The sequence below is a fragment of the Carnobacterium sp. genome (assembly GCF_040274425.1).
Genome location: NZ_JBEMBC010000042.1, coordinates 1 through 23,422 on the forward strand (window position 1 = coordinate 1; position 23,422 = coordinate 23,422).

The 23,422-nt window shown below is 35.9% G+C and carries 21 protein-coding genes; 5 read left to right on the forward strand and 16 right to left on the reverse strand.

Annotated elements, in window-relative coordinates; genetic code table 11:
- Nucleotides 1-7: 7 nt before the first annotated feature.
- From codY to obgE, 15 genes are all read right to left on the reverse strand, one after another.
- On the reverse strand, nucleotides 8-817 hold the full coding sequence (codY, locus tag ABS911_RS09090) for a GTP-sensing pleiotropic transcriptional regulator CodY (RefSeq protein WP_034536721.1): 810 nt from the start codon (nucleotides 815-817) through the stop codon (nucleotides 8-10).
- A gap of 20 nt (nucleotides 818-837) precedes the next feature.
- The gene (hslU, locus tag ABS911_RS09095; protein WP_350467310.1) at nucleotides 838-2,259 is read right to left on the reverse strand and encodes an ATP-dependent protease ATPase subunit HslU; all 1,422 of its coding nucleotides are present in this window, start codon (nucleotides 2,257-2,259) and stop codon (nucleotides 838-840) included.
- 15 nt (nucleotides 2,260-2,274) lie between these two features.
- Nucleotides 2,275-2,814, reverse strand: coding sequence for an ATP-dependent protease subunit HslV (hslV, locus tag ABS911_RS09100; RefSeq protein ID WP_023178012.1), 540 nt, complete (start codon nucleotides 2,812-2,814; stop codon nucleotides 2,275-2,277).
- 29 nt (nucleotides 2,815-2,843) lie between these two features.
- A complete protein-coding gene (xerC, locus tag ABS911_RS09105; protein ID WP_034536726.1) occupies nucleotides 2,844-3,743 on the reverse strand; it encodes a tyrosine recombinase XerC in 900 nt (299 codons plus the stop codon).
- Nucleotides 3,744-3,962: 219 nt separating this feature from the next.
- Nucleotides 3,963-6,041 carry a type I DNA topoisomerase gene (gene topA / locus ABS911_RS09110; protein WP_023178015.1) on the reverse strand — a complete coding sequence of 693 codons (2,079 nt, stop codon included), beginning with the start codon at nucleotides 6,039-6,041 and terminating at the stop codon, nucleotides 3,963-3,965.
- Nucleotides 6,042-6,310: 269 nt separating this feature from the next.
- Complete coding sequence (dprA, locus tag ABS911_RS09115; protein ID WP_350467298.1) at nucleotides 6,311-7,177, reverse strand: DNA-processing protein DprA; 867 nt, start codon at nucleotides 7,175-7,177, stop codon at nucleotides 6,311-6,313.
- Between the two features lie 139 nt (nucleotides 7,178-7,316).
- Complete coding sequence (locus ABS911_RS09120) at nucleotides 7,317-7,829, reverse strand: adenine phosphoribosyltransferase (RefSeq protein WP_350467299.1); 513 nt, start codon at nucleotides 7,827-7,829, stop codon at nucleotides 7,317-7,319.
- 23 nt (nucleotides 7,830-7,852) lie between these two features.
- Nucleotides 7,853-9,952, reverse strand: coding sequence for a single-stranded-DNA-specific exonuclease RecJ (gene recJ, locus ABS911_RS09125; RefSeq protein WP_350467300.1), 2,100 nt, complete (start codon nucleotides 9,950-9,952; stop codon nucleotides 7,853-7,855).
- A gap of 807 nt (nucleotides 9,953-10,759) precedes the next feature.
- Nucleotides 10,760-11,083: a single-stranded DNA exonuclease RecJ gene (locus ABS911_RS09130; protein ID WP_350467301.1), complete on the reverse strand. Its 324-nt coding sequence runs from the start codon at nucleotides 11,081-11,083 to the stop codon at nucleotides 10,760-10,762.
- A 196-nt stretch (nucleotides 11,084-11,279) separates the two neighbouring features.
- Entirely contained in the window at nucleotides 11,280-12,146 is an 867-nt protein-coding gene (locus ABS911_RS09135) for a DegV family protein (RefSeq protein WP_350467302.1), read from the reverse strand.
- Between the two features lie 2 nt (nucleotides 12,147-12,148).
- A complete protein-coding gene (locus ABS911_RS09140; protein WP_350467303.1) occupies nucleotides 12,149-12,736 on the reverse strand; it encodes a DUF1836 domain-containing protein in 588 nt (195 codons plus the stop codon).
- A 167-nt stretch (nucleotides 12,737-12,903) separates the two neighbouring features.
- The gene (locus tag ABS911_RS09145; protein ID WP_350467304.1) at nucleotides 12,904-13,335 is read right to left on the reverse strand and encodes a LapA family protein; all 432 of its coding nucleotides are present in this window, start codon (nucleotides 13,333-13,335) and stop codon (nucleotides 12,904-12,906) included.
- 98 nt (nucleotides 13,336-13,433) lie between these two features.
- A complete protein-coding gene (locus tag ABS911_RS09150) occupies nucleotides 13,434-14,237 on the reverse strand; it encodes an SDR family NAD(P)-dependent oxidoreductase (protein ID WP_502880519.1) in 804 nt (267 codons plus the stop codon).
- 21 nt (nucleotides 14,238-14,258) lie between these two features.
- Nucleotides 14,259-15,197 carry a ribonuclease Z gene (gene rnz, locus ABS911_RS09155; protein ID WP_350467305.1) on the reverse strand — a complete coding sequence of 313 codons (939 nt, stop codon included), beginning with the start codon at nucleotides 15,195-15,197 and terminating at the stop codon, nucleotides 14,259-14,261.
- A 162-nt stretch (nucleotides 15,198-15,359) separates the two neighbouring features.
- Nucleotides 15,360-16,667, reverse strand: a complete 1,308-nt coding sequence (gene obgE, locus ABS911_RS09160) for a GTPase ObgE (RefSeq protein ID WP_350467312.1) — start codon at nucleotides 16,665-16,667, stop codon at nucleotides 15,360-15,362.
- A 438-nt stretch (nucleotides 16,668-17,105) separates the two neighbouring features.
- Between obgE and ABS911_RS09165 the strand changes: the two genes are divergently transcribed.
- From ABS911_RS09165 to ABS911_RS09185, 5 genes are all read left to right on the forward strand, one after another.
- Complete coding sequence (locus tag ABS911_RS09165) at nucleotides 17,106-17,855, forward strand: peptidylprolyl isomerase (RefSeq protein WP_350467306.1); 750 nt, start codon at nucleotides 17,106-17,108, stop codon at nucleotides 17,853-17,855.
- Nucleotides 17,856-18,421: 566 nt separating this feature from the next.
- Nucleotides 18,422-19,174 (forward strand): DeoR/GlpR family DNA-binding transcription regulator, encoded by a 753-nt coding sequence (locus tag ABS911_RS09170; protein ID WP_350467307.1) that lies wholly within the window; start codon nucleotides 18,422-18,424, stop codon nucleotides 19,172-19,174.
- Complete coding sequence (gene pfkB / locus ABS911_RS09175) at nucleotides 19,171-20,088, forward strand: 1-phosphofructokinase (RefSeq protein ID WP_350467308.1); 918 nt, start codon at nucleotides 19,171-19,173, stop codon at nucleotides 20,086-20,088. Before ABS911_RS09170 ends, pfkB begins: the two co-directional genes overlap by 4 nt.
- Nucleotides 20,089-20,112: 24 nt before the next feature.
- The gene (locus ABS911_RS09180; protein ID WP_350467309.1) at nucleotides 20,113-22,014 is read left to right on the forward strand and encodes a PTS fructose transporter subunit IIABC; all 1,902 of its coding nucleotides are present in this window, start codon (nucleotides 20,113-20,115) and stop codon (nucleotides 22,012-22,014) included.
- Between the two features lie 180 nt (nucleotides 22,015-22,194).
- On the forward strand, nucleotides 22,195-23,067 hold the full coding sequence (locus ABS911_RS09185; protein ID WP_350467313.1) for a cation diffusion facilitator family transporter: 873 nt from the start codon (nucleotides 22,195-22,197) through the stop codon (nucleotides 23,065-23,067).
- A gap of 89 nt (nucleotides 23,068-23,156) precedes the next feature.
- Here ABS911_RS09185 and ABS911_RS09190 read toward each other — a convergent pair.
- The coding region (locus ABS911_RS09190; protein WP_502880520.1) for an ATP-binding cassette domain-containing protein at nucleotides 23,157-23,422 on the reverse strand (266 nt) is incomplete at its 5' end.

The following is a 23,422-nucleotide window of genomic DNA, read 5'->3' on the forward strand; positions in this document are numbered from 1 at the left end:
TGACGCATCAATAAATCGATTCTTTTTCTAATACCTCAATAAACTTTGTGTTTTGTATTTTGATGTACGTTCCTTTCATGCCTAAAGACCGAGATTCAATAATTCCACCTGATTCTAGCTTACGCAAAGCATTAACAATGACAGAACGGGTGATTCCTACTTTATCCGCAACATTGGAAGCAGTGATTCGACCTTCTGTACCGTCTAATTCTTCAAAAATAGCCTTTATCGCCTTTAGTTCACTATAAGACAACGTCTTGATCGCCATTTGAACAGTAGCCATACTTCGAGCTGATTCTGCGATCTGTGTAGACTTTTTATACAAGACTTCTATTCCAACAACAGTTGCGGCATGTTCGCCGAGTATGAGATCATTGTCATCGAATACTTGGTTCAAGCGTGCAAGCAACAAAGTCCCTAACCGTTCTCCTGCCACAAAAACAGGGATAACCGTAGTTAAGCCTTCTACAAACATATCTCTTGTTTCGATAGGAAAGACGGTATAATCGCTTTCGATGCCAATATTTGTTCTGGTCTCATAGATTTCTAGCATGCTGCGGGTATACTTCATAGGAAATTTTTCATCAATAAGCATTTGTTTAACACGCTCGTTATTGATTTCGTGTTTCTCATGGTAGCCTAAAAGTGTCCCAGCGTCGTCGATCAGATACGTGTTGGCATTAAGAATATCCCCTAACACGATTGCCATATCATTAAACGCTAATACTCCTTCGGGTGAAGACTCGGATTTTACTACGCCGCCTTTAGTTTGTAACAAATAATTAATTTTACGCATTTTTTGCAGTAAATCATTCATGTGAAGCCTCCATCAATCTTTTATAAAATGTAGCGACTTAAATCTTTGTCTGCTACAATGTGTTCAATTTTTTCATTTACATAGCTTTCTGTGATGGTGATTTCTCCCATTTGCATATCTGGAGCTTCAAACAATAAATCTTCTAATAATTTTTCTAAAATTGTATGCAAGCGTCTTGCCCCAATATTATCTGTTTCATGATTAACTCGATAAGCTATCTCTGCTAATCGTTCAATGGACTCATACGTAAAAGTGATAGTAACATTCTCAGTTCCCAACATGGCAATATACTGTTTTAACAACGCATTATTCGGTTCGGTTAAAATTTTGACAAAATCTTCTTTTGTTAAATCATCTAACTCTACACGAATCGGGAATCTTCCTTGTAATTCAGGAATCAAATCACTTGGTTTAGCGACATGAAAAGCACCGGAAGCAATAAACAAGATATGATCTGTTTGAATAGGACCGTATTTTGTAGTCACTTGAGAACCTTCTACAATCGGTAAAATGTCACGTTGAACACCTTCTCTAGAAACGGTTCCGCTATTTTCATTTTTAGACGTAATTTTATCAAATTCATCAATAAAAATGATTCCTGCGTTTTGAGCTAAATCAACAGCCATGGATTGAATATCTTCTGGATTGACTAATTTTGAAGATTCTTCTTGAATAAAGAGTTCAATCGCTTTTTTCACGGTAACGGTACGTTTGGTTTTTTGTTTTGGACGTAAAGCACCTAATGTTTCATTCAAGTCAATACCCATTTGTTCCAATCCGGCTCCCATAGGAGAATTCACTGGTTTCTTTTGGCTTTCTACTTGAACAGTCAATTCTCTATCATCCAATAGACCATTACGAATTTGTTGTTTCATTTTTTCACGGTCGGTAGAAATAGTTTCGGTTACTTCTTCTTCCTCTTCTTCTGCTTGCGGGTTAACTTGGTTAGGATCAATACCCATATTTTTAAACATGCTTTCAAAAGGATTAGCACTAGTACTTTGTTTCTTTTCTTTTTTGATCCCTGGTATCAATAGTTTTACAATCCGTTCGATGGCGTTTCGTTCTGCTTGAGTGTAGACATTAGAGTATTGTTGTTTTTCTACGATTTGAATAGACGCTTCCACTAGATCACGAACCATAGATTCAACATCTCTTCCGATATACCCGACTTCTGTAAATTTAGTTGCTTCAACTTTTACAAAAGGTGCTTGAACGATCGTTGCTAAACGACGTGCAATTTCTGTTTTTCCTACACCCGTTGCTCCAATCATCAATAAGTTTTTAGGTGTGATTTCTTTTTGCATATCTTCATTTAGTTTTAGGCGTCTTTGACGATTGCGCAAAGCTACAGCAACCGATTTTTTAGCGGTTGCCTGTCCAATAATGTATTTATCTAGCTCGGCTACAATTTCTTTTGGAGTCATATTCTCTTTAGTCATCATTTCGTTCACTCCTTATAATTCTTCCACAATAATATTATGATTCGTGAAAACACAAATGTCAGCAGCTGTGTTTAAGCTCTCTTCAGCAATTTGGGCTGCTGTTAGGTCTTTACCGTGTTTTTTTAACGCTCTTCCAGCTGCAAGTGCAAAGTTTCCGCCTGAACCGATCGCAAGTATTCCATCGTCTGGCTGAATAACTTCACCGCCACCCGAAACCATTAACATTTCTTCTTTATTCATCACGATTAATAAAGCTTCCAATTTTTGCATTGCACGATCTGAACGCCACTCTTGAGCCAATTCTACTGCAGCGCGAGTGAGGTTCCCTTTATATTCATGTAATTTGCTTTCAAATTTTTCTTCTAACGTAAAGGCATCCGCTACACTACCAGCAAATCCAACAAGTACTTCATCATTGTAAATGCGGCGAACTTTGCGTGCCGTGCCTTTCATGATGACCTGTTCACCCATGGTTACTTGGCCATCTCCTGCCATTGCACTTTTTCCATTATGTTGAATCGCGAAAATAGTTGTTGCATGAAATTCTGTCATTATTTTTTCCTCCAGTCAGTTATCCATTCCTAAGCTCTTGGATGAAATTGACGATAATTTTTTTGTAATCGTTCCTTTGTTACGTGAGCGTATATTTGAGTTGACGATAAACTAGCATGACCAAGCAATTCTTGAACGGTTCGCATGTCTGCTCCATTGTTTAATAAATGGGTCGCAAAAGAATGACGCAGCATATGCGGATGAATATCAGATGTTAAACTGCTTTTTTTAATCACTTGATTTAATATATATTCAATTCCAGTAGACGTTATTGGATCGCCATGATGATTCACAAATAAAAAGGAATGATCCTTTTGGTATTTTGCCATTAATGGAGTACGGCTCTTTTCCATATACTCACGTATAGCAACCGCTGCATAATGTCCAAAAGGTACATATCGTTCTTTATTCCCTTTTCCATGGATCAATAGCACACTTAAATCAAAATCAATATCTTTCAATGTGATCCCGCTGCATTCACTCACACGTATTCCTGTTCCATAAAGGACCTCGAGGATGGCTTCATTCCTAAAATCAAGCGGCCTTTCTCCTTTTACAGCTTCAAAAAGAGCATCCATTTCTTTTTCATAAAAGAATTTAGGCAAACGAAGCGTTTTCTTTTTTAAATGAATATAAGAAAATGGATTATCTTGAGTCAATTGGTTTTTTAATAAAAACTGATAAAATGCTCGTAAACTAGAAATTTTTCTTGAAACACTATTGCGGCTTAATCCTTGTTCGTTTAATTCACCTAAATAGATCCGGACATCTTGAAGAGTTACGCTACTAAAATCAGCATCTCCCGTTTGATTTAAAAACAATTCAAAGTGAGTGATATCTTCCTCATAAGCTTTTTTTGTCAGCTCAGAATAATGTCTTTCGGTAATCAAATATTGCAAAAAAGTTTTTTTAATTGTTTGATCTACCAAAAATAATCCCTCCACTCTTACAACAAAGCTACTTTATCATACAAATATTTAGATTACAATCGATAAAGAATTAAATTAATTGAATTTTAAAACAATTCATTTCTGCTTTAATCTTTGCTGTTAAATGAATAATCTTTTATTTTTTACCTTTAGATATAAATAAAAACTAGTTAAGCAAGAGGAGTATCACTCTGCCTAACTAGTTCTTTTTTGCTTTAGTTATTTTTGTAGTTCTTCTTTATAGTCACAATGACTGCAGACTACTTGTTTGCTGCCTTTTGCTTTCTTTTCAACTAAATAATGCTCACATTTAGGACAGTTCCGACCGACCGGTTTATCCCATGAAACGAATTCGCATGTTGGGTAACGATCACATCCGTAAAAAATACGGTTTTTCTTAGATTTTCGTTCAATGACATGCCCTTCACCACATACAGGACAAGTAACACCGATTTCTTTTACGATTGGTTTGGTATTACGACAATCCGGAAAATTGCTGCAGGCATAGAATTTTCCATATCGTCCAAGTTTGATTACCATTGGATGGCCACAAAGATCACAATCAAATCCAGCAGGTTCATCTTTGATTTGGACTTTTTCCATATTTTCTTCCGCTTTTTCAACTTCAACCGCAAAGGGTTTGTAGAATTGATCGATAACTTTAGGCCATTCCTTATTCCCTTCTTCAACTTCATCCAGATCTTTTTCCATATCTGCTGTAAAGTGAACATCAACAATCTGAGGGAAGAATTCATTAATGAGTCCATTAACGATCTCGCCTAATTCCGTTACTTCGAACCGTTTGCTTTGTAGTTTAACATAGTATCTACGTTGAATCGTTTCTAAAGTCGGAGCATAAGTAGAGGGTCTACCTACACCATTTTCTTCTAACACACGAATCAAAGTCGACTCGGAAAAACGAGCAGGCGGTTGAGTGAAGTGTTGTTTTGGTTCAATATCTACTGATTTAACTTGATCACCTTTTTTCATATCAGGTAAAAGATTCTCTTTTTCCTCTTTTCCTTCATCGTTACCTTCAATGTAAACTTTTTGGTAACCAGGAAATTTGATTTTCGAACCATTTGCTCTGAAATACACATCATTTTGTGCAATATCTACTTTCATAGTATCAAATACGGCTGGTGTCATTTGACTAGCTACTAATCGCGACCAAATAAGATTGTATAATTTGTATTGATCTTTTGTCAGGAATTTTTCAATTTCCTTTGGTGTCCTTAACACACTAGATGGTCGAATACCTTCATGGGCGTCTTGATCACCTTCAGCTTTTTTTCCTGTTCGGGGTTTAGAAGCTGCGTATTCAGGTCCAAATTCTTTTATAATGTATTCTGCAACTTCACTTTTTGCGGAAGCAGCGATTCGAGTAGAGTCCGTACGCATATAAGTGATCAGTCCGACAGCACCACCGCGCCCCATTGAGATACCTTCATAGAGTTGTTGTGCAACCATCATCGTTTTACGCGTTCTGAAATTTAATTTTCTTGCTGCTTCTTGTTGCAAACTACTTGTTTTAAAAGGAAGAGCTGGGTTTCTCATCCGTTCTTTTTTAGTAACAGATAGCACTTCGAACTGATCGCCATCTAGTTGTTTGATAATTTCTTGTACGTCTTGGGCATTCTTTAAATCCTTTTTCTTGCCTTTTAGTCCATAGAAATTGGCTTTAAATTTCTTTTTGTCTTTTTTAAAGTTGGCACCGATTGACCAATATTCTTCAGGTTTAAATTGATTGATTTCATTTTCTCGATCACAAATCAATTTTAGCGCTACGGATTGAACTCTTCCAGCACTTAATCCTTTTTTTACTTTTTTCCATAAAATAGGACTGATGGTATATCCGACAAGTCGATCTAATATTCTTCGAGCTTGTTGTGAATTTACTAAATCCATATCAATGGAACGAGGTTCTTTAAATGCATTTTTAACGGCATCTTTGGTAATTTCATTAAACACTACACGGTTTTTATCTGTTACATCTAGCCCTAGTAAAAAACTCAAATGCCAAGCAATAGCTTCCCCTTCTCTATCCGGGTCAGCTGCGAGAAAAACTTTTTCAGCTTTTTTTGCATATTTTTTTAACTCTTTGATTAATGGGCCTTTTCCTCGAATAGAAATATATTCAGGTTGGTAGTTATTTTCAACATCCACTGCCATCCGACTTTTAGGAAGATCGCGGATATGTCCTAAGCTGGCGACCACTTTATAATTTCGACCTAAATATTTTTCAATTGTTTTTGCTTTAGCAGGCGATTCAACAATCACCAGGTATTTATATGCCAATGAAATGCTCCTCTCAAATGAGCGTAGTTTTTTACTAATTCAGTCGTTCTCTAATCTATAATTGAAATCGTTAATCATCTTATGCTATCTTTAGGCACTTTGTCAACCATCCTTATTTATTTTTGTGAAAATAGATAGCATATAATAGAAGAAAAAAACAGTTTTCTCCCCTTGAAACCCTTTCCTTTTTTATCATTTCACACTTTTATTGTAGGCGCTAAAAAAACTTCAAAGAAACAGCTCAACTGTTTCTTTGAAGTTCTCTTTATCTATTTAAGTTCTTCTAAAATATGCTGTGGCATTAAGACACATTTTGCGCCATGTAGGATTAGATCATTGGTGCCTTCTGAATAAGGATTTGTGATATTTCCAGGCACTGCAAATACTTCACGCCCCTCTTGCAAGGCTAGATTAGCTGTAATCAAACTGCCACTGCGGTACTTAGCTTCAATGACCAATGTCCCTAATGAAAGACCCGCAATAATTCGGTTGCGCATCGGAAAATGGTGTTTTAACGGCTTAGTTCCTAATGGGTATTCAGAGATCAGTAAATGGTTTCTGGCGATTTCTTTTTGTAACGATTCATTTTCAAACGGGTAGTAGTGATCTAATCCCGTCCCTATGATGCCAATCGTCCGTCCACCTAGTTCAATAGTTTTCTGGTGGACTTTTTTGTCAATTCCTTTAGCTAATCCGCTTACCGTTGTGATCTCATGACTAATCAATTCGGGCAATAACAGAGCTAATGCTTTTTCACCGTACGAACTAGTCAAACGAGATCCAACGATAGCAAGTAATTGCTGATTGAGCAATGAAAGGTCTCCTTGATAGAATAATAATGCCGGTGGGTTATAGATATGCTTTAGGTACTCAGGATAAGTTTGATCCAAAATAGATATCCATTTGATCTGCTTTTTATCATACTCATCTAAGTTTTTCTCTAAATCAACAGCAGCAAAACTATCCATAAATACTCTTGTATTGATTGAATTTAGTTGAGCACAACCAGCTAGCTCATAAGCGGATAAATAGGGGTTATCTATTAAGGCTGAGAGCATACGAATGCGGCTCGTTGCACCAATTCCTTTACATAATGTTAAATGAAATAGCATCTGATTTAAACTAGTTGTTTGCATGTCACACTCTCCTTTTTCATTGCAAAACATTCATATTCTATAGATAATTTCCGCAATTAAAGGAGAATGTCATTTTTTACAAAAAAATAGCGCAAAAAAGAGGAAAGACAACGTCTCTCCTCTTTTTTGTTAAATGGTGTTAATACTCCATTAAAGCTAAAATATCATATCCTTTAATTTTGTCACGGCCGTTTAAGTCTTTTAATTCAACTAGAAAAGCAGTTCCAACAACTATTCCACCAAGTTTTTCGATCAACTCGATTGTTGCAGCGATCGTTCCGCCAGTAGCTAATAAATCATCACAAACAAGAACTTTTTGCCCAGGTTTAATGGCATCTTGATGGATCTGCAAGGTATCTTTTCCGTATTCCAAACCATACGTAACTTCAATCGTTTCACGAGGCAATTTCCCTTTTTTACGTGCAGGAGCGAAGCCAATTCCCATTTCATAAGCTACCGGGCAGCCAACAATAAAGCCGCGCGCTTCAGGCCCAACAATCATTTCAACGCCTTTGTCTTTAGCGTATTTCACAATTTCGTTCGTGGCAAAACGGTATGCTTCTCCATCCGCCATTAAAGGGGAAATATCACGAAAAATAATGCCTTTTTCAGGAAAATCAGGGACATCTGCAATATAATTTTTTAAATCCATTGAAACTTTTCCTCCATTCAATTTTAAGGTGTTGCTTTTATTTGTTGTTTCATCCAATTCTCCAACTCAGAAAAATGACTGTAAACAAAAAAGTTTTCAGATTGAATTTGTTTTAGTCGTTTTTGATAAGCTGCTGCTTGCTCTAATTCTTTTTTCTGAACGTCTTTAACGACATTCATAACACCATCTGTTATTGTAACAAATCCTATCTCTAAAAACACTGAAATAATAAAAATTAAATTATTTTCCTTTATTTTTAAATGAGTAGCTAATAAGTTCAGTTTGTTCCGAACATCAATATCGACATGTGTTGCCGTATACTTAAAGACTTGTCCAAATTGACTTCGATTTGGCATCCCATTTAAATACAATTCTTCTCGGCTATAGAAACAAACAATAATTTTTTCGGGAATAGAGTGACCTAAAAGCTCTTTGACTGAATCAATATCAGAAGGGCAATCGACAAAAATCAATTGAGCCGTTCTCATTTCAAATTTTGAAAAAGATTCAGGAGTGGTCAATGCATGACTGTAACTCGTCTCCGGTAAAAGATGAGCGTATTTTTCAACATTTAGTTGATCAAAAAAGACAAAATCTGCTTCTTCAGTTTTCCATAAGGTTGACGGTATATGTGTACTCCTAGAATCAAAGACTTGTACGCCTTCAATGGCTAAATCTTCTAACATCAATTGTGTTTTGCGTGAACCATTCCATTCATTGATAGCTAATTTTCCAACTACAGAAATAGCTGAATGTAGTCCTATTTCTTCCGCAACAGGTCCAAATTGAAAACCAATCACATCTAGAAAAGCGTTGCCTTCTGCCAGTTTCATTTTTAAGTGAGCTTGGTCTCCGCCAATTCGACGAACATCTTGAGATTCTACGTTTTTAAAAAGAAATGTTGGCTTAAGGTTATCCGTACCAAAAGGAGCCAAACGCTTCAATTCTTCAACTACTTCTACCGTTGCTTCTTCGATGGTCAACTGGCTGTCTATTTGTGTTTCTTCACCTAACTCTTGTGATGCTCCATTTTCGACTGCATATTGATTCAGTTCATTTTGAATACGTTCGATATTTTCTACTGGAATAGTCAAACCAGCAGCCATATGATGTCCACCAAACGTAGTGGTGAATTCTCGAACAGTATCTAATGCATTATACAGATGAAATGCTGGGACACTCCTACCAGAACCTTTAGCCAAACCCTTAGCTGGATCAATGTTCATAACCAAAGCTGGTTTTCCAGTTTTACCAACAATTTTACTAGCCACAATACCTAAGACGCCTTCATGCCAATCTTCTTTTGCTAAAACATAGACATCTGAATCTACATCACTTTTTTCAATCATATCAAATGCTTCATTCGTTATAGTAGAAACATAAGCTTGACGTTCGATATTTTTTTCTTGAATCATTTGTGCTAGCGAGGCTGCTTCTTCATCATCAAAAGTCGTCAACAATTCGACAGCTGGAGAGGCATCTCCTAGTCGTCCAACAGCATTTAAGCGCGGTGCTATAATAAAACCGACTGTTTCTTCATCAATTTCTTCACGCTTTATTTTTGCTAATTTACATAAAGCAGATAAGCCAATGCGTTGGGTGTTTTGTAAAACAACCAAACCTTGCATTACTAAAGCGCGATTTTCATCTGTTAACGAGACTAAATCGGCTATTGTTCCTAATGCAACTAAATCCAATAATTCTATCGGTATTTCTCCTAATAAAGCCGTTGCTAATTTGAAAGCAACCCCCACTCCAGATAATTCTCCAAAAGGGTAAGAACCTTTTGGGTGTCTAGGATGAATGACAGCATAAGCGGCGGGCAACGTGCTCGGTAACTCATGGTGATCCGTTACAATAACATCTATTCCTAATGTTTTTGCCCGATCGATAGCATCATGTCCAGCAACACCATTATCACAAGTGACGATCAATTGTGTCCCTTGTTCGATTAATCGTTCAAACGCTGCTACATTAGGTCCATATCCATCTGTAAAACGATTGGGAATGTAGTAATTGACTTCTCCACCGATCATTTCGATCGTTTCTTTTAAAACAGCTGTACTTGTGACGCCATATAGTGATAGGTAACCATTTGAACTGATCTCCTGGTTTTCCCCCACTCCACACCGTGCGTGAGGCTTTCACCTCACACGGCGTTCCATCGTTTTAGACTCTCTAGACTTAAAGTTGCCTAACGCAAATTAGATAAAATGTATAATTGCTATAAGCTTGTGGTTAGAAAAAAATTCTTTTATTTGAATTGAAATTATCTAATCACTGTGCCACTCTAGTTTATAAAGACAGTCTAAATCGATTCGAGCCCCTCCCTCCACTATTTGTTATCATAGCTTCATCGGTACTATGGCTCTACTTTCACTTAGGTAAATTAGCTTATTGTACTCTTACGAGATTTTCGTCTAAACTGTTTCATTTGCTGGTAAAAGCATCTACATCCTAAGCTTCATACGTTCCAATCAAATTATCTTGTTCTATATATCCTTAGGTTTCTTCTATGGGCCGTTGCACTTGATTATCCCTTTAAGATAATATGGTATTTCATAACGTCAGATTTTTACTCTACCACATGCAATAAGATTGGCTTAAGGCGCAATCTTAGCGCTGCATTTCTACATCGCTTACGTATCGACTCGTACATTCGAAGATTCGTCAGTTTCCTTTTAAGAAACATTCTAACCATAGATAATTTCTAAGACCCCCAGCCTATCAAAAGCACAATCCACCTCTGGACTTTTTTCGTGTAAGGAAATTACCTTACTTACGGCTTTTTTCAGCTGACTTCACCGAGCTTTATACTTTTTTAGATTTTTACCTATCCAAAAGCATATCGGAGGATTAGGGGAGCCGTTTCAAGACGTTACTCTCTCATTCCAACTCTCATTTGATCAGTTCTCCATGTCATAGCAAAACTAAAGACATGTGCACAAACTTTTCACTTGTGAACGTATCGCACCTGCATCATAGTCGCCATAAATCGTTATCTGCTCTCCTTGTTCAACCGCATCTGTGATCCGAGAAACCGCACTTTCCATGTCATACATCAAATAAGGGTCATAGATCCATGTTTCATCAGGTTTGATGAATCGTTCTATTTTTTCTCTAGAATCTAGGCCTCTTTGTAAACACAATTCAATAAACAAAGGAGACAAGTTTAATGCTTTACTTAGATCTGTTGCTAGATCAGTGTTATTGTTTTGTTCTTTTAATTTCCAGTTTGTACGTGATTTCAACAAATTACTTCACTCCTAACTGCACCATTATATCAAAAATTATAGGTATAGATATAGTATTTCTTCCTTTTAAAATAGAACATGAATTGTCATTGAACAAACTCAGCTTAATTCAACTATCTAATGGATCATCACTGGGATAACAAAAAAAGACCGGACAAGTTGTCCCGATCTTTTAATTGACTGATTTAACTCCGTACTAATCTTCTATAATGTGAACACCGATCCCAATTAATCCAGGACCCGTATGCACTCCTAGAGCCGGACTGATTTGATCTTCAAATATTGTAACAAAGTTTGGCAATTTCTTTTTAAGTTCTAGTCGAATATCGTCAACTTGGACTTCGGCTGTCTTACCACCATAAGCAATTGCTAAATGATATTTTTTTGCATCTCCTGCAAATTCAGTTGCTAGATCAATAGCTCGTTGAATACTTTTTTTATTTCCGCGCACTTTTGCAACTGTATGATAGATTCCATTATCATTACAAGAAATAACCGGTTTTAAATTTAAAACATTTCCTAAGATAGAAGATACTAATCCGATCCGTCCGCCTTTTTGCAAATATTCTAGAGTTGGCACATGGAAAAATATTTTAGATTTTTTTACATCCTGCTTTAATTTTTCTTTAATAACTTCCCATTCCAACTCTTTTTCAACGTACTCTGCAGCCTGAATAGCTAAAAAACCACTGCCGATTCCAATGTTCTTGGTGTCTAAAGTAAAAACGTCTAGTCCTTCAACATTTTCAGCCATTAAACGAACCATATTGTTTGTGCCGCTTAGTCCGCTTGAAATGGTAACAGCAATAACTTTTTCATAACCTTCATTTTTAAATTCTTGTAACATCTCACTAATCACTTCACCACTTGGTAAAGAAGTTTTTGGTATTTCTTGTTCTAAACGATCGTATACATCTTGCGCATGAATATCTACTTTATCGGTGTATTCTTTATCCTTATAGATGATTTTTAAAGGAATGACTTTCATATCGGCTTTCTTGACGATATCTATAGGAACATCCGAACCTGAATCAACTAAGAACCCTATTTTTTGTTTGTTCATGTTTATTCCTCCAACTTCTTGGTTTTATTTTTGTTTTTTTCATTCTCTTCTTGCTGTACATGAGCCAAATAGAGAACTTTCTCAGTGACAATTTTTGTAGCGACAGCTATTGTGGCAGTTCGAACGATCAGCGTTGTATTATCTGTACTATCTGGCAATAACGGTTTCTTATCCGCCTGTTTGATATGAGAAGCAACAGCTCTTAAAGCATACTCTTGCTCGGTACAAAACAAATCATACGCTTCTCTAATCCCACTTATTGACGCTTGGTAAAGAATACCTTCTTTAACTTCAGGAATCGTAACCACTTGTTTTAAAATCGAAATAGCAATTAAATACGCTAAATGTTTTTTTGTGTATCGTTTCTTTACTGGAGGAGGAATCAATCCTAATTTAACATAATTATTGATCATCGACGAAGTAATAATTTGTTTTTGATCACTCACTTTAAAAATAGATAGGTAACGTTCAATCAGATTTAAAACTTGATCCATATAAAGATCAAAATCAGGTAATTCTTTCCATCTCGGAAAAGTATACTGGCTTATTTCATTTGACCATTCTAATAGATCTTCCTCAATTTTATTCATATAATCACCTTTTTATCTCATTTCTGTTAGTAATAGTTTAACACAATTGTTTTCACTAGACAAACTAGTTTTGCATACTAGATTGCTGAATTAGAAACAAATTCAACACAAATAAAAAAAGAATAAACACTGAAGTTTATTCTTTTTTTATCAAAATAATCCCATTTTTATTGTTTTGGTACTGAATCAGTTGGTCCGTTTGAAGAAGTAACTGTTGTTTGTGTCATACGATTGACCAATTCTCTTTCTAGACTGTTGATTTTATCTGTTTTCTCACTAATGATAAAATCTTTTTGAGTTAATTTATCCTCATATTCTGCTCTGATTCGAGCAACAGCTTCTTCTTTTCTGTTTTCTGCATTTTCTAATTCTTTTTTACCATTTTTCAACTCTTTTTTGTTTCGATAAGTCGTACTAGTAGAAATTAGAACAGTCGTTAAAGCTCCAATAAATAACGATCCTAAAATAATCATAATTAAAGGCCAAGTTACTTCTGTAAAACCAAAACTAACTGGAACTGACTCGACATTTAAAACAGCAAAAAATGCTACGATTACAATAAGTATAAGTGCTACAATTGTCCCCCATTGTTTTTTCATAAAGTATACGTCTCCTTTCAAATAGACTCATTCGTTCTATTTTATAGAGTTATTTTAACACAGTAATCCGTATGAACACTATGAAAATGCTTATCGCTTTATTTATTGTTAAACAGATCGCCCGCTAAGTAATCTCCGATGCGAGGGAAAAGAGTATAAAATTTTCCGGCAATTTCTAATAGTGCTGGCATGTTTAATTCTCTTCTAGGTGTTCCCATTAAAGAAACAATGCGACCAGCAACAACTTCAGCATTTAATACCAACTGACCAACTTTTTCTAAGTAAGTTCCGCTTTCGTCTGCAATATCAAAAAAGTTTGTTTCAATAGGGCCTGGGTTGACTGTTGTTACAAAAATATTTAACGGTTTTAATTCTAAACGCAATGCATTTGAATAACCAATAACAGCAAATTTACTTGCAGAATAAATAGTTGATTTAGGCGTAGCCATTTTCCCAGCTTGAGAAGCAATATTGATAATGTGACCTTGTTGTCTTTCAGCCATTTCAATTGCAACTAATTGAGTTACATACATTAGACCTAAAACATTTACGCGAAACATTCTTTCTGCGATATCCATATCAAAGGTCAAAGCTTCTTCAAAGTGGCCAAATCCTGCGTTGTTGACAAGAACATCAACTGTTCCGACAGTCTGGTAAATGTCATTGATTACTTTTTTTACTTGCTCAGGATCTGAAACATCTAACCCAAAAGCAAAAGCCGGTTTATTTGATAGTTGTTCACATTTTTCCTTAACTTGTAAAAGCAGGTCTTCTCTTCTAGCACTAACGACCACAATAGCCCCTTTTTTTGCAGCTTCATAAGCAATTTTTTCACCTAATCCAGTTGAAGCACCAGTAATAAAAACAACTTTATCTCTAAGCGTATCCATATTTTTTTTCATCATAAGCTCCTTTTTATGTTTTTATTTATCTGTTCTAATAAGTGGGATATCAATTTCATCAAAATCATTCGCAATTTGAGTATTAGGAAATACTTTTCGTGCTTCCTTTTCTAATAAATAAACGTCTCTACCTAAATAGCGAGCGCTAATATGAGTCAACACTAATTTAGCAACATTGGCTTCCTTAGCAACTTCTGCAGCGTCTAAATTCGTAGAATGGTTATAATCTCTTGCCATTTTACGATTCGCTCCGTCAAATGTACTTTCATGAACCAAAACAGAGGCATTTTCAGCAAGCAATACATTATTTTTTGTTTTCTTAGTGTCACCTAAAATGGTCACAATACGGCCTTTTTGAGTTTCACCGATGAACTCTTTCCCATTAAAAGTTCGACCATCTTCTAAGGTGATCGTTTCACCTTGTTTTAATTTTCCATACATCGGACCAAAAGGAATACCGGCTTCTTTCACTTTATCGGCTTGTAACATTCCTTGGTGATCAGCTTCTTCAATACGATAGCCAAAAGACTGAATGCCATGTTTTAATTTACGGCAAATGACTTTAAATTTCTGATCTTCAAAAATTATACCTTCTTCGGTAATTTCATGAAAATGTAGCGGATACTTCAAAATAGTTCCTGAAGTTTTCAGGCACACTTGGACATAATTCTTAATTCCCACAGGACCATAAATGGTTAATGGACCGTCTCCCCCTTGAAAAGAGCGACTGCTTAAAAAACCAGGCAATCCAAAAATATGATCTCCGTGTAAATGTGTAATAAAAATCTTATCGACTTTACGCGGTTTTAAAGTGGTATGTAAAATTTGTTGCTGCGTTGCTTCTCCACAATCAAAAAGCCAAATGGTGTTTCGTTCTTCTAATAATTTTAGTGCAATACTAGTTACATTTCGTTGCTTTGCAGGTACTCCTGCACCTGTACCTAAAAATAATAATTCCATTTCATCCTGTCCTAACCATTAAAGTATCATTCATTTAACTCCAAAATTGTACTTGACCGTTCGACATATTTTACCAAACTTTTCTTAAATAAGCGATAATGAGGTGAAAAAGAAACGACCAAGCAATCAAAAAGTTGATTGCTTGGTCGTTTTAGTTTCATTTTATTCAACAAACTCAAATTCGTATTTCAAGATACGTACTAAGTCTCCATCTTTTGCTCCACGTTCACGCATCTCTTCATCAATTCCCATCGTTCTTAACTGACGAGCAAATCGTAAAACAGAAGCATCGTGATCAAAATTGGTCATCTTGAACAGTTTTTCAAGTTTATCTCCGCTCAATACCCATGTAGCGTCAGGATCTCTTGTAATAGCATATCCTTTTTCCTCAGGAGTATGTTTATACATAACAGTATCTTCTTCTTGATCCAATTCATATAACGGAAATTCTGGTGTTACATCTAATACATCAGCTGTCGCGTTTAATAAATTTTGCGTTCCTTTATGTGTAATAGCAGAAATAGCAAATATTTGAAGATCTTCTTCGTACTCATCTTTTTTAAGAGCTTTTATTTTTTCTTTAAACTCAATTAAATGTTCTTCTGCTCCAGGCATATCCATTTTGTTAGCAACAATAATTTGTGGACGTTCCATTAAACGCAAATTATGTGTTTCTAATTCTTTGTTGATGGCAACGTAATCGTCATATGGATTACGACCTTCGCTTCCACTCATATCGATAACGTGTAAAATAACACGAGTACGCTCTATATGACGTAAGAATTGTGTTCCTAAACCAATTCCTTGAGAAGCTCCTTCAATTAACCCTGGTAAATCTGCCATAACAAAACTACGTCCGTCTGGTGTTTGAACCATTCCTAAATTGGGCACTAAAGTTGTGAAATGGTAAGCCCCAATTTTAGGTCGAGCAGCGGAAACAACTGAAAGTAGTGTTGATTTTCCAACTGAAGGGAAACCAACTAATCCTACGTCAGCTAAAACTTTTAATTCCATTTCAATTTTATAATCTTCTCCTGGTTCACCGTTTTCAGCAATTTCAGGAGCCGGATTTCTAGGTGTAGCAAAACGACTGTTTCCACGACCGCCACGTCCGCCTTTAGCTACAACAAGTTTGTGTCCATGATGAACGAGATCACCTAAAACCTTGCCTGTTTCTGCTTCTTTAACCGTTGTACCAGGTGGCACTTTAATGACATTGTCCCCTGCTCCACGACCATGCATGTTTTTACTCATGCCATTTTCGCCATCTTCAGCTTTAAAGTGACGGTTAAATCGGAAATCCATTAATGTACGCAAACCTTCGTCTACGATAAAAACGACATCTCCACCTTTTCCACCATCTCCACCAGCAGGGCCTCCATCGGGTACAAATTTTTCGCGGCGGAAAGCTACCATTCCGTTACCGCCATCTCCCGCTTTTACGTTAATTGTTACTTGATCTAAAAACATTGACATTTTTATTTTCCTCCTCATTTTTAAGTGTATGAGATTTAGTTATTTTCTAGGTTACACAATGGATCTGGCGCTGAATCTTAATATTACATTTGTTCCAAGATGTAAACAAGAAAGCCAATTATCACATATCCTCTAAAAATGAAATACGTTCAGTATACCCAATTTTAGTCCATTATCTATTGTACGTCTATTTGATGCATTTGTCTATTTTTATATGAGGATACTGCCAGACTTTACTTCTATATAGCTCAAATTGAAAATATCTGATTCTGCTTCACTCATTATACCATCATTTCATTTTAACTATTTAATTATTTTCTCATTTGTAGTATGATTTACTAGGACATTTTCTATTTGAATACTCATTTAGACAGAAAAGTAAATTTTTTTAATATTAAGCGAAACGGCTTAAAGACTAAAAGGACGTGCACCATGAAAAGAAAGAAAAGTTACATTATCGGATCTACCTTATTTATATTTGCAATAGGCTTAATGTTTTTTGGAATCCATACGTTATCAAAGAGCACTGGAGCAAGTTTCACGACCATGTTTAATCCTGAAAGCTCACTTAATCAATCCACTTCGACTAATGAACAACCGGTAAATTTGCCGCAACTTACTAATGAAGTAGGTGAAAATGAGATTGAAGTGCATATCACCACCTCTATTGGACTGATCAAAGTTAAAGTCTTTCCGGATTTGGCACCAAAAGCAGTGGAAAATTTCATTACACATAGTAAAGAAGGTTACTATGATGAGACGATCTTCCACCGAGTCTTAGCCAACTTTATGATTCAAGGCGGAGACCCTAAAGGCGACGGTACTGGCGGAGAGAGCATCTGGGGCGAACCATTCGAAACAGAAATATCCCCTCAGTTATTCCATATCCGTGGGGCTTTAGCAATGGCAAAAACAAATGCTCCGGTTTCAATAGGCAGTCAATTTTACATTGTTCAAAATCCGGTAGATGTGAGTTCGTCTGCTGACCCTTCTACTACACCTGATGATATATTAGAGGCCTATACTTCAGGAGGCTATCCTTCCCTTGATCAGCACTACACCGTTTTTGGTCAAGTAATTGAAGGCATGGATGTGATTGATGCCATAAGTGAAGTTGAAACTGATTCGCTTGATAAACCTTTGCAAGAGGTTAAAATTGAATCTGTTGAAGTAATAGATTAAAAACTATGTTAACAATAGTTACCACAATTAGATAGTTCGTTAGTAGAGGCTGGGATAATGATTCCGAGCCTCTACTTTTGTTTTCTGGCCCTATTCTGTCTATCTTCAAAGTGAAAAAAACTTTCGTTTAGGTTTATTGATTAAACAGATGCCAAATAAGACTCTGTTTAACTAATAAAGTGAGTTTAATGATTAAATAAGCACTAAAATGAGCTTCCGTTTAACTAATAAAGTAGATTTATTGATTAAATGAGCATCATAACAAGTTATTATTTGATTAATAACACAGAGTTTTTATTTTGAGTAATTTTGATCCAGCTAATTTTTTTTCATTGAGTTTACAAGTATATCTTATTCATCTAATGTTAGTAATATCGAACTGGTATACTAGCTAATGTTTTAAAAACACTAGCGTTTTGTTTTTATTGTTCTATCTGGTATACGTTAGTTAAAATTCTCTATAGTATTATCCTGCTTGTAAAGCAATTAAAAAATGATGAAATCGGTTTATTTTTGATTGCTTTTGACTGTTTTTGGTGGTAAAGTAGCGCTATTGGAGGGATATAATGCTTACTGAAGAACGTTACAACTTCATATTAGAAAAATTAAACCAATATGGAGTTATTAAGTCCCAAGAACTTATGTTAGAAATGGATTGTTCAGAATCCACTATACGACGCGATCTCGCTTCGCTTGAAGAACAAGGTAAACTTGTACGTGTGCACGGTGGCGCAAAAAGAGTATATACTGTTGAACAAGAGCAATCTCTTACTGAAAAATCAGTCAAAAACATTCACAACAAAGAAAAAATTGCAGAGTTAGCCGCTTCTTTTGTTGAAGATGGAGACACTATTTTCTTAGATGCAGGATCAACTACTTTTTTTATGGTTCCTTTTTTAAAAGAAAAAAATATTCGTATTGTAACCAACGCTGTTCAGCATGCTCTGTTGCTTGCAGATCAAAATAATGATGTTTTGCTCATTGGCGGAAAGCTGAAGAATACTACACAAGCAATCGTTGGAACCACTAGTGTTGAACAATTATCTCGTTATCGTTTTAATAAGTCTTTTTTGGGAATGAATGGTATCGATAAAGATCATGGCTTTACCACGCCTGATCCAGAAGAAGCTAACGTTAAACAACAAGCATTTATGAATAGTTCAAAAACGTATATTCTTGCTGATGAAACAAAATTTAATAAAGTTACTTTTGTAAAGGTTTGTAATATCGATGACGCATTGATTATCACAGATCATCTATCTCCTAAGATTTATGAGAGTTATTTTAATACAACAACAATATTGGAGGCAAAATCATGATTTATACAGTAACATTAAACCCATCAATTGACTATATTGTACATGTTCCTTCCGTACAATTAGGTGAATTAAATCGTATGGATAACGATATAAAACTTCCTGGTGGCAAAGGAATCAATGTTTCTCGTGTGTTAAACCACATTAATCAACCCTCAACGGCTTTAGGTTTCTTAGGCGGTTTCACAGGTAATTTCATTGCTGATTGGCTAGAAAAAGAAGGCGTCCACACGCAATTTGTTTCTATTGAAGGCGATACACGTATCAATGTTAAATTAAAGTCTGATACTGAGACAGAGTTAAATGCTCAAGGTCCGGTTATTACACAAACCGAAGCAGATCAATTAATTAGTCAAGTCGATTTAATAACAGCTGAGGATATCATCATCCTTTCAGGAAACAAGCCCCCTTCTCTACCTGAAGATTTTTATCAAAAACTAATTGCAAAAGTTGTTTTAAAACAAGCAGATTTCGTAATTGATACAACCGGTTCTGAATTATTAAATGCCTTAGTGCATAAACCGTTGTTAGTTAAACCAAATCATCATGAGTTAGCCGAGTTGTTTAATACTACATTCCATTCGTTGGAAGATATTATCGTTCATGGCAAAAAACTAATTGACTTAGGTGCTCAATATGCCTTAGTTTCAATGGCTGGTGATGGAGCTCTATTCTTTACAAACGAACGTGTTTATCAAGCGACTGTTCCTAAAGGAATTGTAAAAAATTCTGTAGGAGCTGGAGATTCTATGATTGCTGGATTTGTTGGGGCATTAGTTGATACGAAAGATCCGTTAAAAGCTTTTCAAAAAAGCGTGGCCACTGGAAGTGCTACAGCATTTTCAGATGACCTAGCAACTAAAACGGAAATCGAAGCTTTATTAACTAAGGTTACAATTACAGAATTAACTTTATAAAATTGATTTAGGAGGAAAACAACTATGAATATCAACGATTTATTGATCAAAGATGTTATGATAATGGATTTACAATCAACAACTAAAGAAGGCGTGATAGATGAAATGATCGCGAGCTTAAAAGCAAACGATCGCATCAATGATGCTGACCTATTTAAGAAAGGGATCATGCACCGTGAATCTTTAACCTCTACAGGTTTAGGAGACGGAATTGCTATGCCTCATGCTAAAACAACTGCTGTAAATGAAGCAACTGTTTTATTCGCTAAAAGTACAAATGGTGTTGACTATGATTCATTAGACGGCCAACCTGCTCATTTGTTCTTTATGATTGCAGCTCCAGAAGGCGCAAACGATACTCATTTACAAGCGTTAGCAAATCTTTCTCGTTTATTGATCCACCCAGATTTCGTTCTATCTTTAAAAGAAGCAAAATCTGCTGAAGAAGTTCGTTCTCTTTTTGCAGCTGCTCAAGAAGTACAAGAAAAAGAAGCTGCAGCTGAAATTGAAGAAACGACTTCTCCTTCTCTAGATCAAGAAGGTAAAAAACCTTTTGTTATAGCTGTAACAGCTTGTCCGACTGGAATTGCACACACCTATATGGCTGAGGATGCATTAAAGAAAAAAGCCGCTGAAATGGGTGTTGAAATCAAAGTCGAAACAAACGGTTCTGACGGAATCAAAAATAAATTAACAGCTGAAGATATTAAAAGAGCTGATGGTGTGATTATTGCAGCTGATAAAAAAGTTGAATTAGCTCGTTTTGATGGCAAACCTGTTTTACAACGTCCGGTCAGTGATGGTATTCGTAAAACTGAAGAATTAATTACCAAAGCAATGAATAAACAAGCGCCGATCTTTTCTTCAAATGGAGAAAAAGGTGAATCGAATGAAGAAGAATCAGGAACATGGATCAACCGTGTCTACAAAGATTTAATGAATGGAATATCTACTATGTTGCCATTTGTTATCGGTGGCGGAATATTGATGGCCATCTCTTTCTTAGTTGAAAGCTTTTTAGGCGATACAAACTCTCTTTTCTTATTCTTAAATACTGTTGGATCTAACGCCTTTAATTTCTTGATTCCTATTTTAGCTGGTTACATTGCGTTAAGCATTGCAGATCGTCCTGGTTTAATGCCTGGTATGGTTGGTGGGTTGCTTGCTGTAAATAGTAATGCTGGTTTCCTAGGCGGTCTTGCTGCAGGTTTCTTAGCCGGTTATACGATTTTAGCTTTGAAAAAAGCGTTAAATGGATTACCAAAATCTCTTAATGGCTTAAAAGCGATTCTCTTCTACCCTATTCTTGGGTTATTGATTACTGGTGCACTTATGTTCTTTATTGTTGGACCTATTTTCGCAACAATCAATCTTGCAATGATTACTTTCTTAGAAAACTTGGGTACGGCTAACGCAGTCATCTTAGGTACCTTACTAGGAGGAATGATGGCTATCGATATGGGTGGTCCTTTCAATAAAGCAGCTTATGCTTTCTCGATTGGGATCTTTACAGATACTGGAGACGGCAGCTTGATGGCTGCAGTCATGGCCGGTGGTATGGTTCCACCTCTAGCAATCGCTTTAGCTAGCACATTCTTTAAAAATAAATTTAACGATGATGAAAAGAAATCTGCTGTTACAAACTACGTAATGGGATTATCATTTATTACTGAAGGAGCTATTCCTTTTGCAGCTGCTGATCCTCTTCGTACGATCGGATCTTCTGTTGTGGGAGCAGCAATTGCTGGTGGATTAACTCAATTATGGGATATTACTATCCCCGCACCACATGGTGGTATATTTGTTGTAGCTCTTTCAAATCACTGGTTCTTATTTTTAGTAGCCTTAGCTATTGGAACAATCATCTCAGCAGTTATTCTTGGTCTTTGGAGAAAACCTGTTACAGCTGAGGGATTGCTTAAATAAAACTACTTTTTGAAAAGTTATGTTGAAAAAAATAATTACACTTGCAGCTGAGATTAAGACATTCTGTCCTAATCTCAGCTTTTTTGTCCGAACAAAAACTAATTGCTATTCAGCTTAACTTTAGGTAAACTAAATGCTATTACTTAATTTCATTTTGAAAGGACGTCGAACAGTTTGACGATGATAAAAGATCGTTATGAGGAATTAAAACTTGCTGAACGTGGAGCGGTGCTTAGCATTGTGACCTATCTTTTTATTGCTATACTAAAATTAATTATAGCGAACTATTCTGGATCAAGCGCTTTGAGGGCAGATGGTTTAAACAATACGACAGATACAATTGCCTCGATTGCTGTTCTGATTGGTTTAAGGCTGGCTAGACGACCGCCAGATGACAATCATCCTTATGGACACTGGAAAGCTGAAACAGTTGCAAGCATGGTTACTTCGTTCATTATGCTAGCTGTGGGACTGGAAGTCCTTATTTCTGCAGTAGAACATCTTTTTGTACCTGAAAAGACTTCTCCAGACTTAATTGCAGGGTATGTAGGTCTATTTTCAAGCATTGTCTTGATGGCTATTTATTTATATAACAACAAACTCGCAAAAAAACAAAAAAGCAAATCTTTACAAGCTGCATCTAAAGATACTTTCAACGATAGTTTAATCAGTTTATCAACCGCTATAGCTATTTTTGCTTCTAATTTCAACATGGCTTGGTTAGATAGTGCAATGGCCATTATCGTCTCCCTTATTATATTGAAGACCGCATTTGAGATTTTCAGAGAAAGTGCTTTCGAATTGTCCGATGGATTCAATGAAAATGATTTAAAGGAATTCAAGCAAACGATACTCACTTTGCCTGAAGTTTTGGAAGTTGAATCCATTAAGGGCAGAACCTATGGGACTATTATTCATGTAGATGTTATTATAAAAACAAACCCAGAAATGACCGTTAAAAGGAGCCATGAATTAACAGTACAGGTCGAACAGTTATTAGCAGATGATTTTGGTGTCTTCGATACAAAAGTTCATGTTGAACCAAGTGAATAAAACAATAATCAACTCAAAAAAGGAACCTGCGATAAAAGTATCGCAGGTTCCTTTTTATATGGTAATTAATAAACACAGTCTCAAAATGGTTACAATATTTTAGCTAAAAAGTCTTGCGTTCTTTCGTGTTGAGGATTATCAAAAATAGCTTCTGGTTCGCCTTCTTCAACAATATAGCCACCATCCATAAAAATCACACGATCAGCCACTTCTTTTGCAAATCCCATTTCATGTGTTACGACAACCATCGTCATACCAATTTCAGCTAAATCTTGCATAACTTTAAGCACCTCTCCCACCATTTCAGGATCCAAGGCAGAAGTAGGTTCATCAAACAACATAACATCAGGATTCA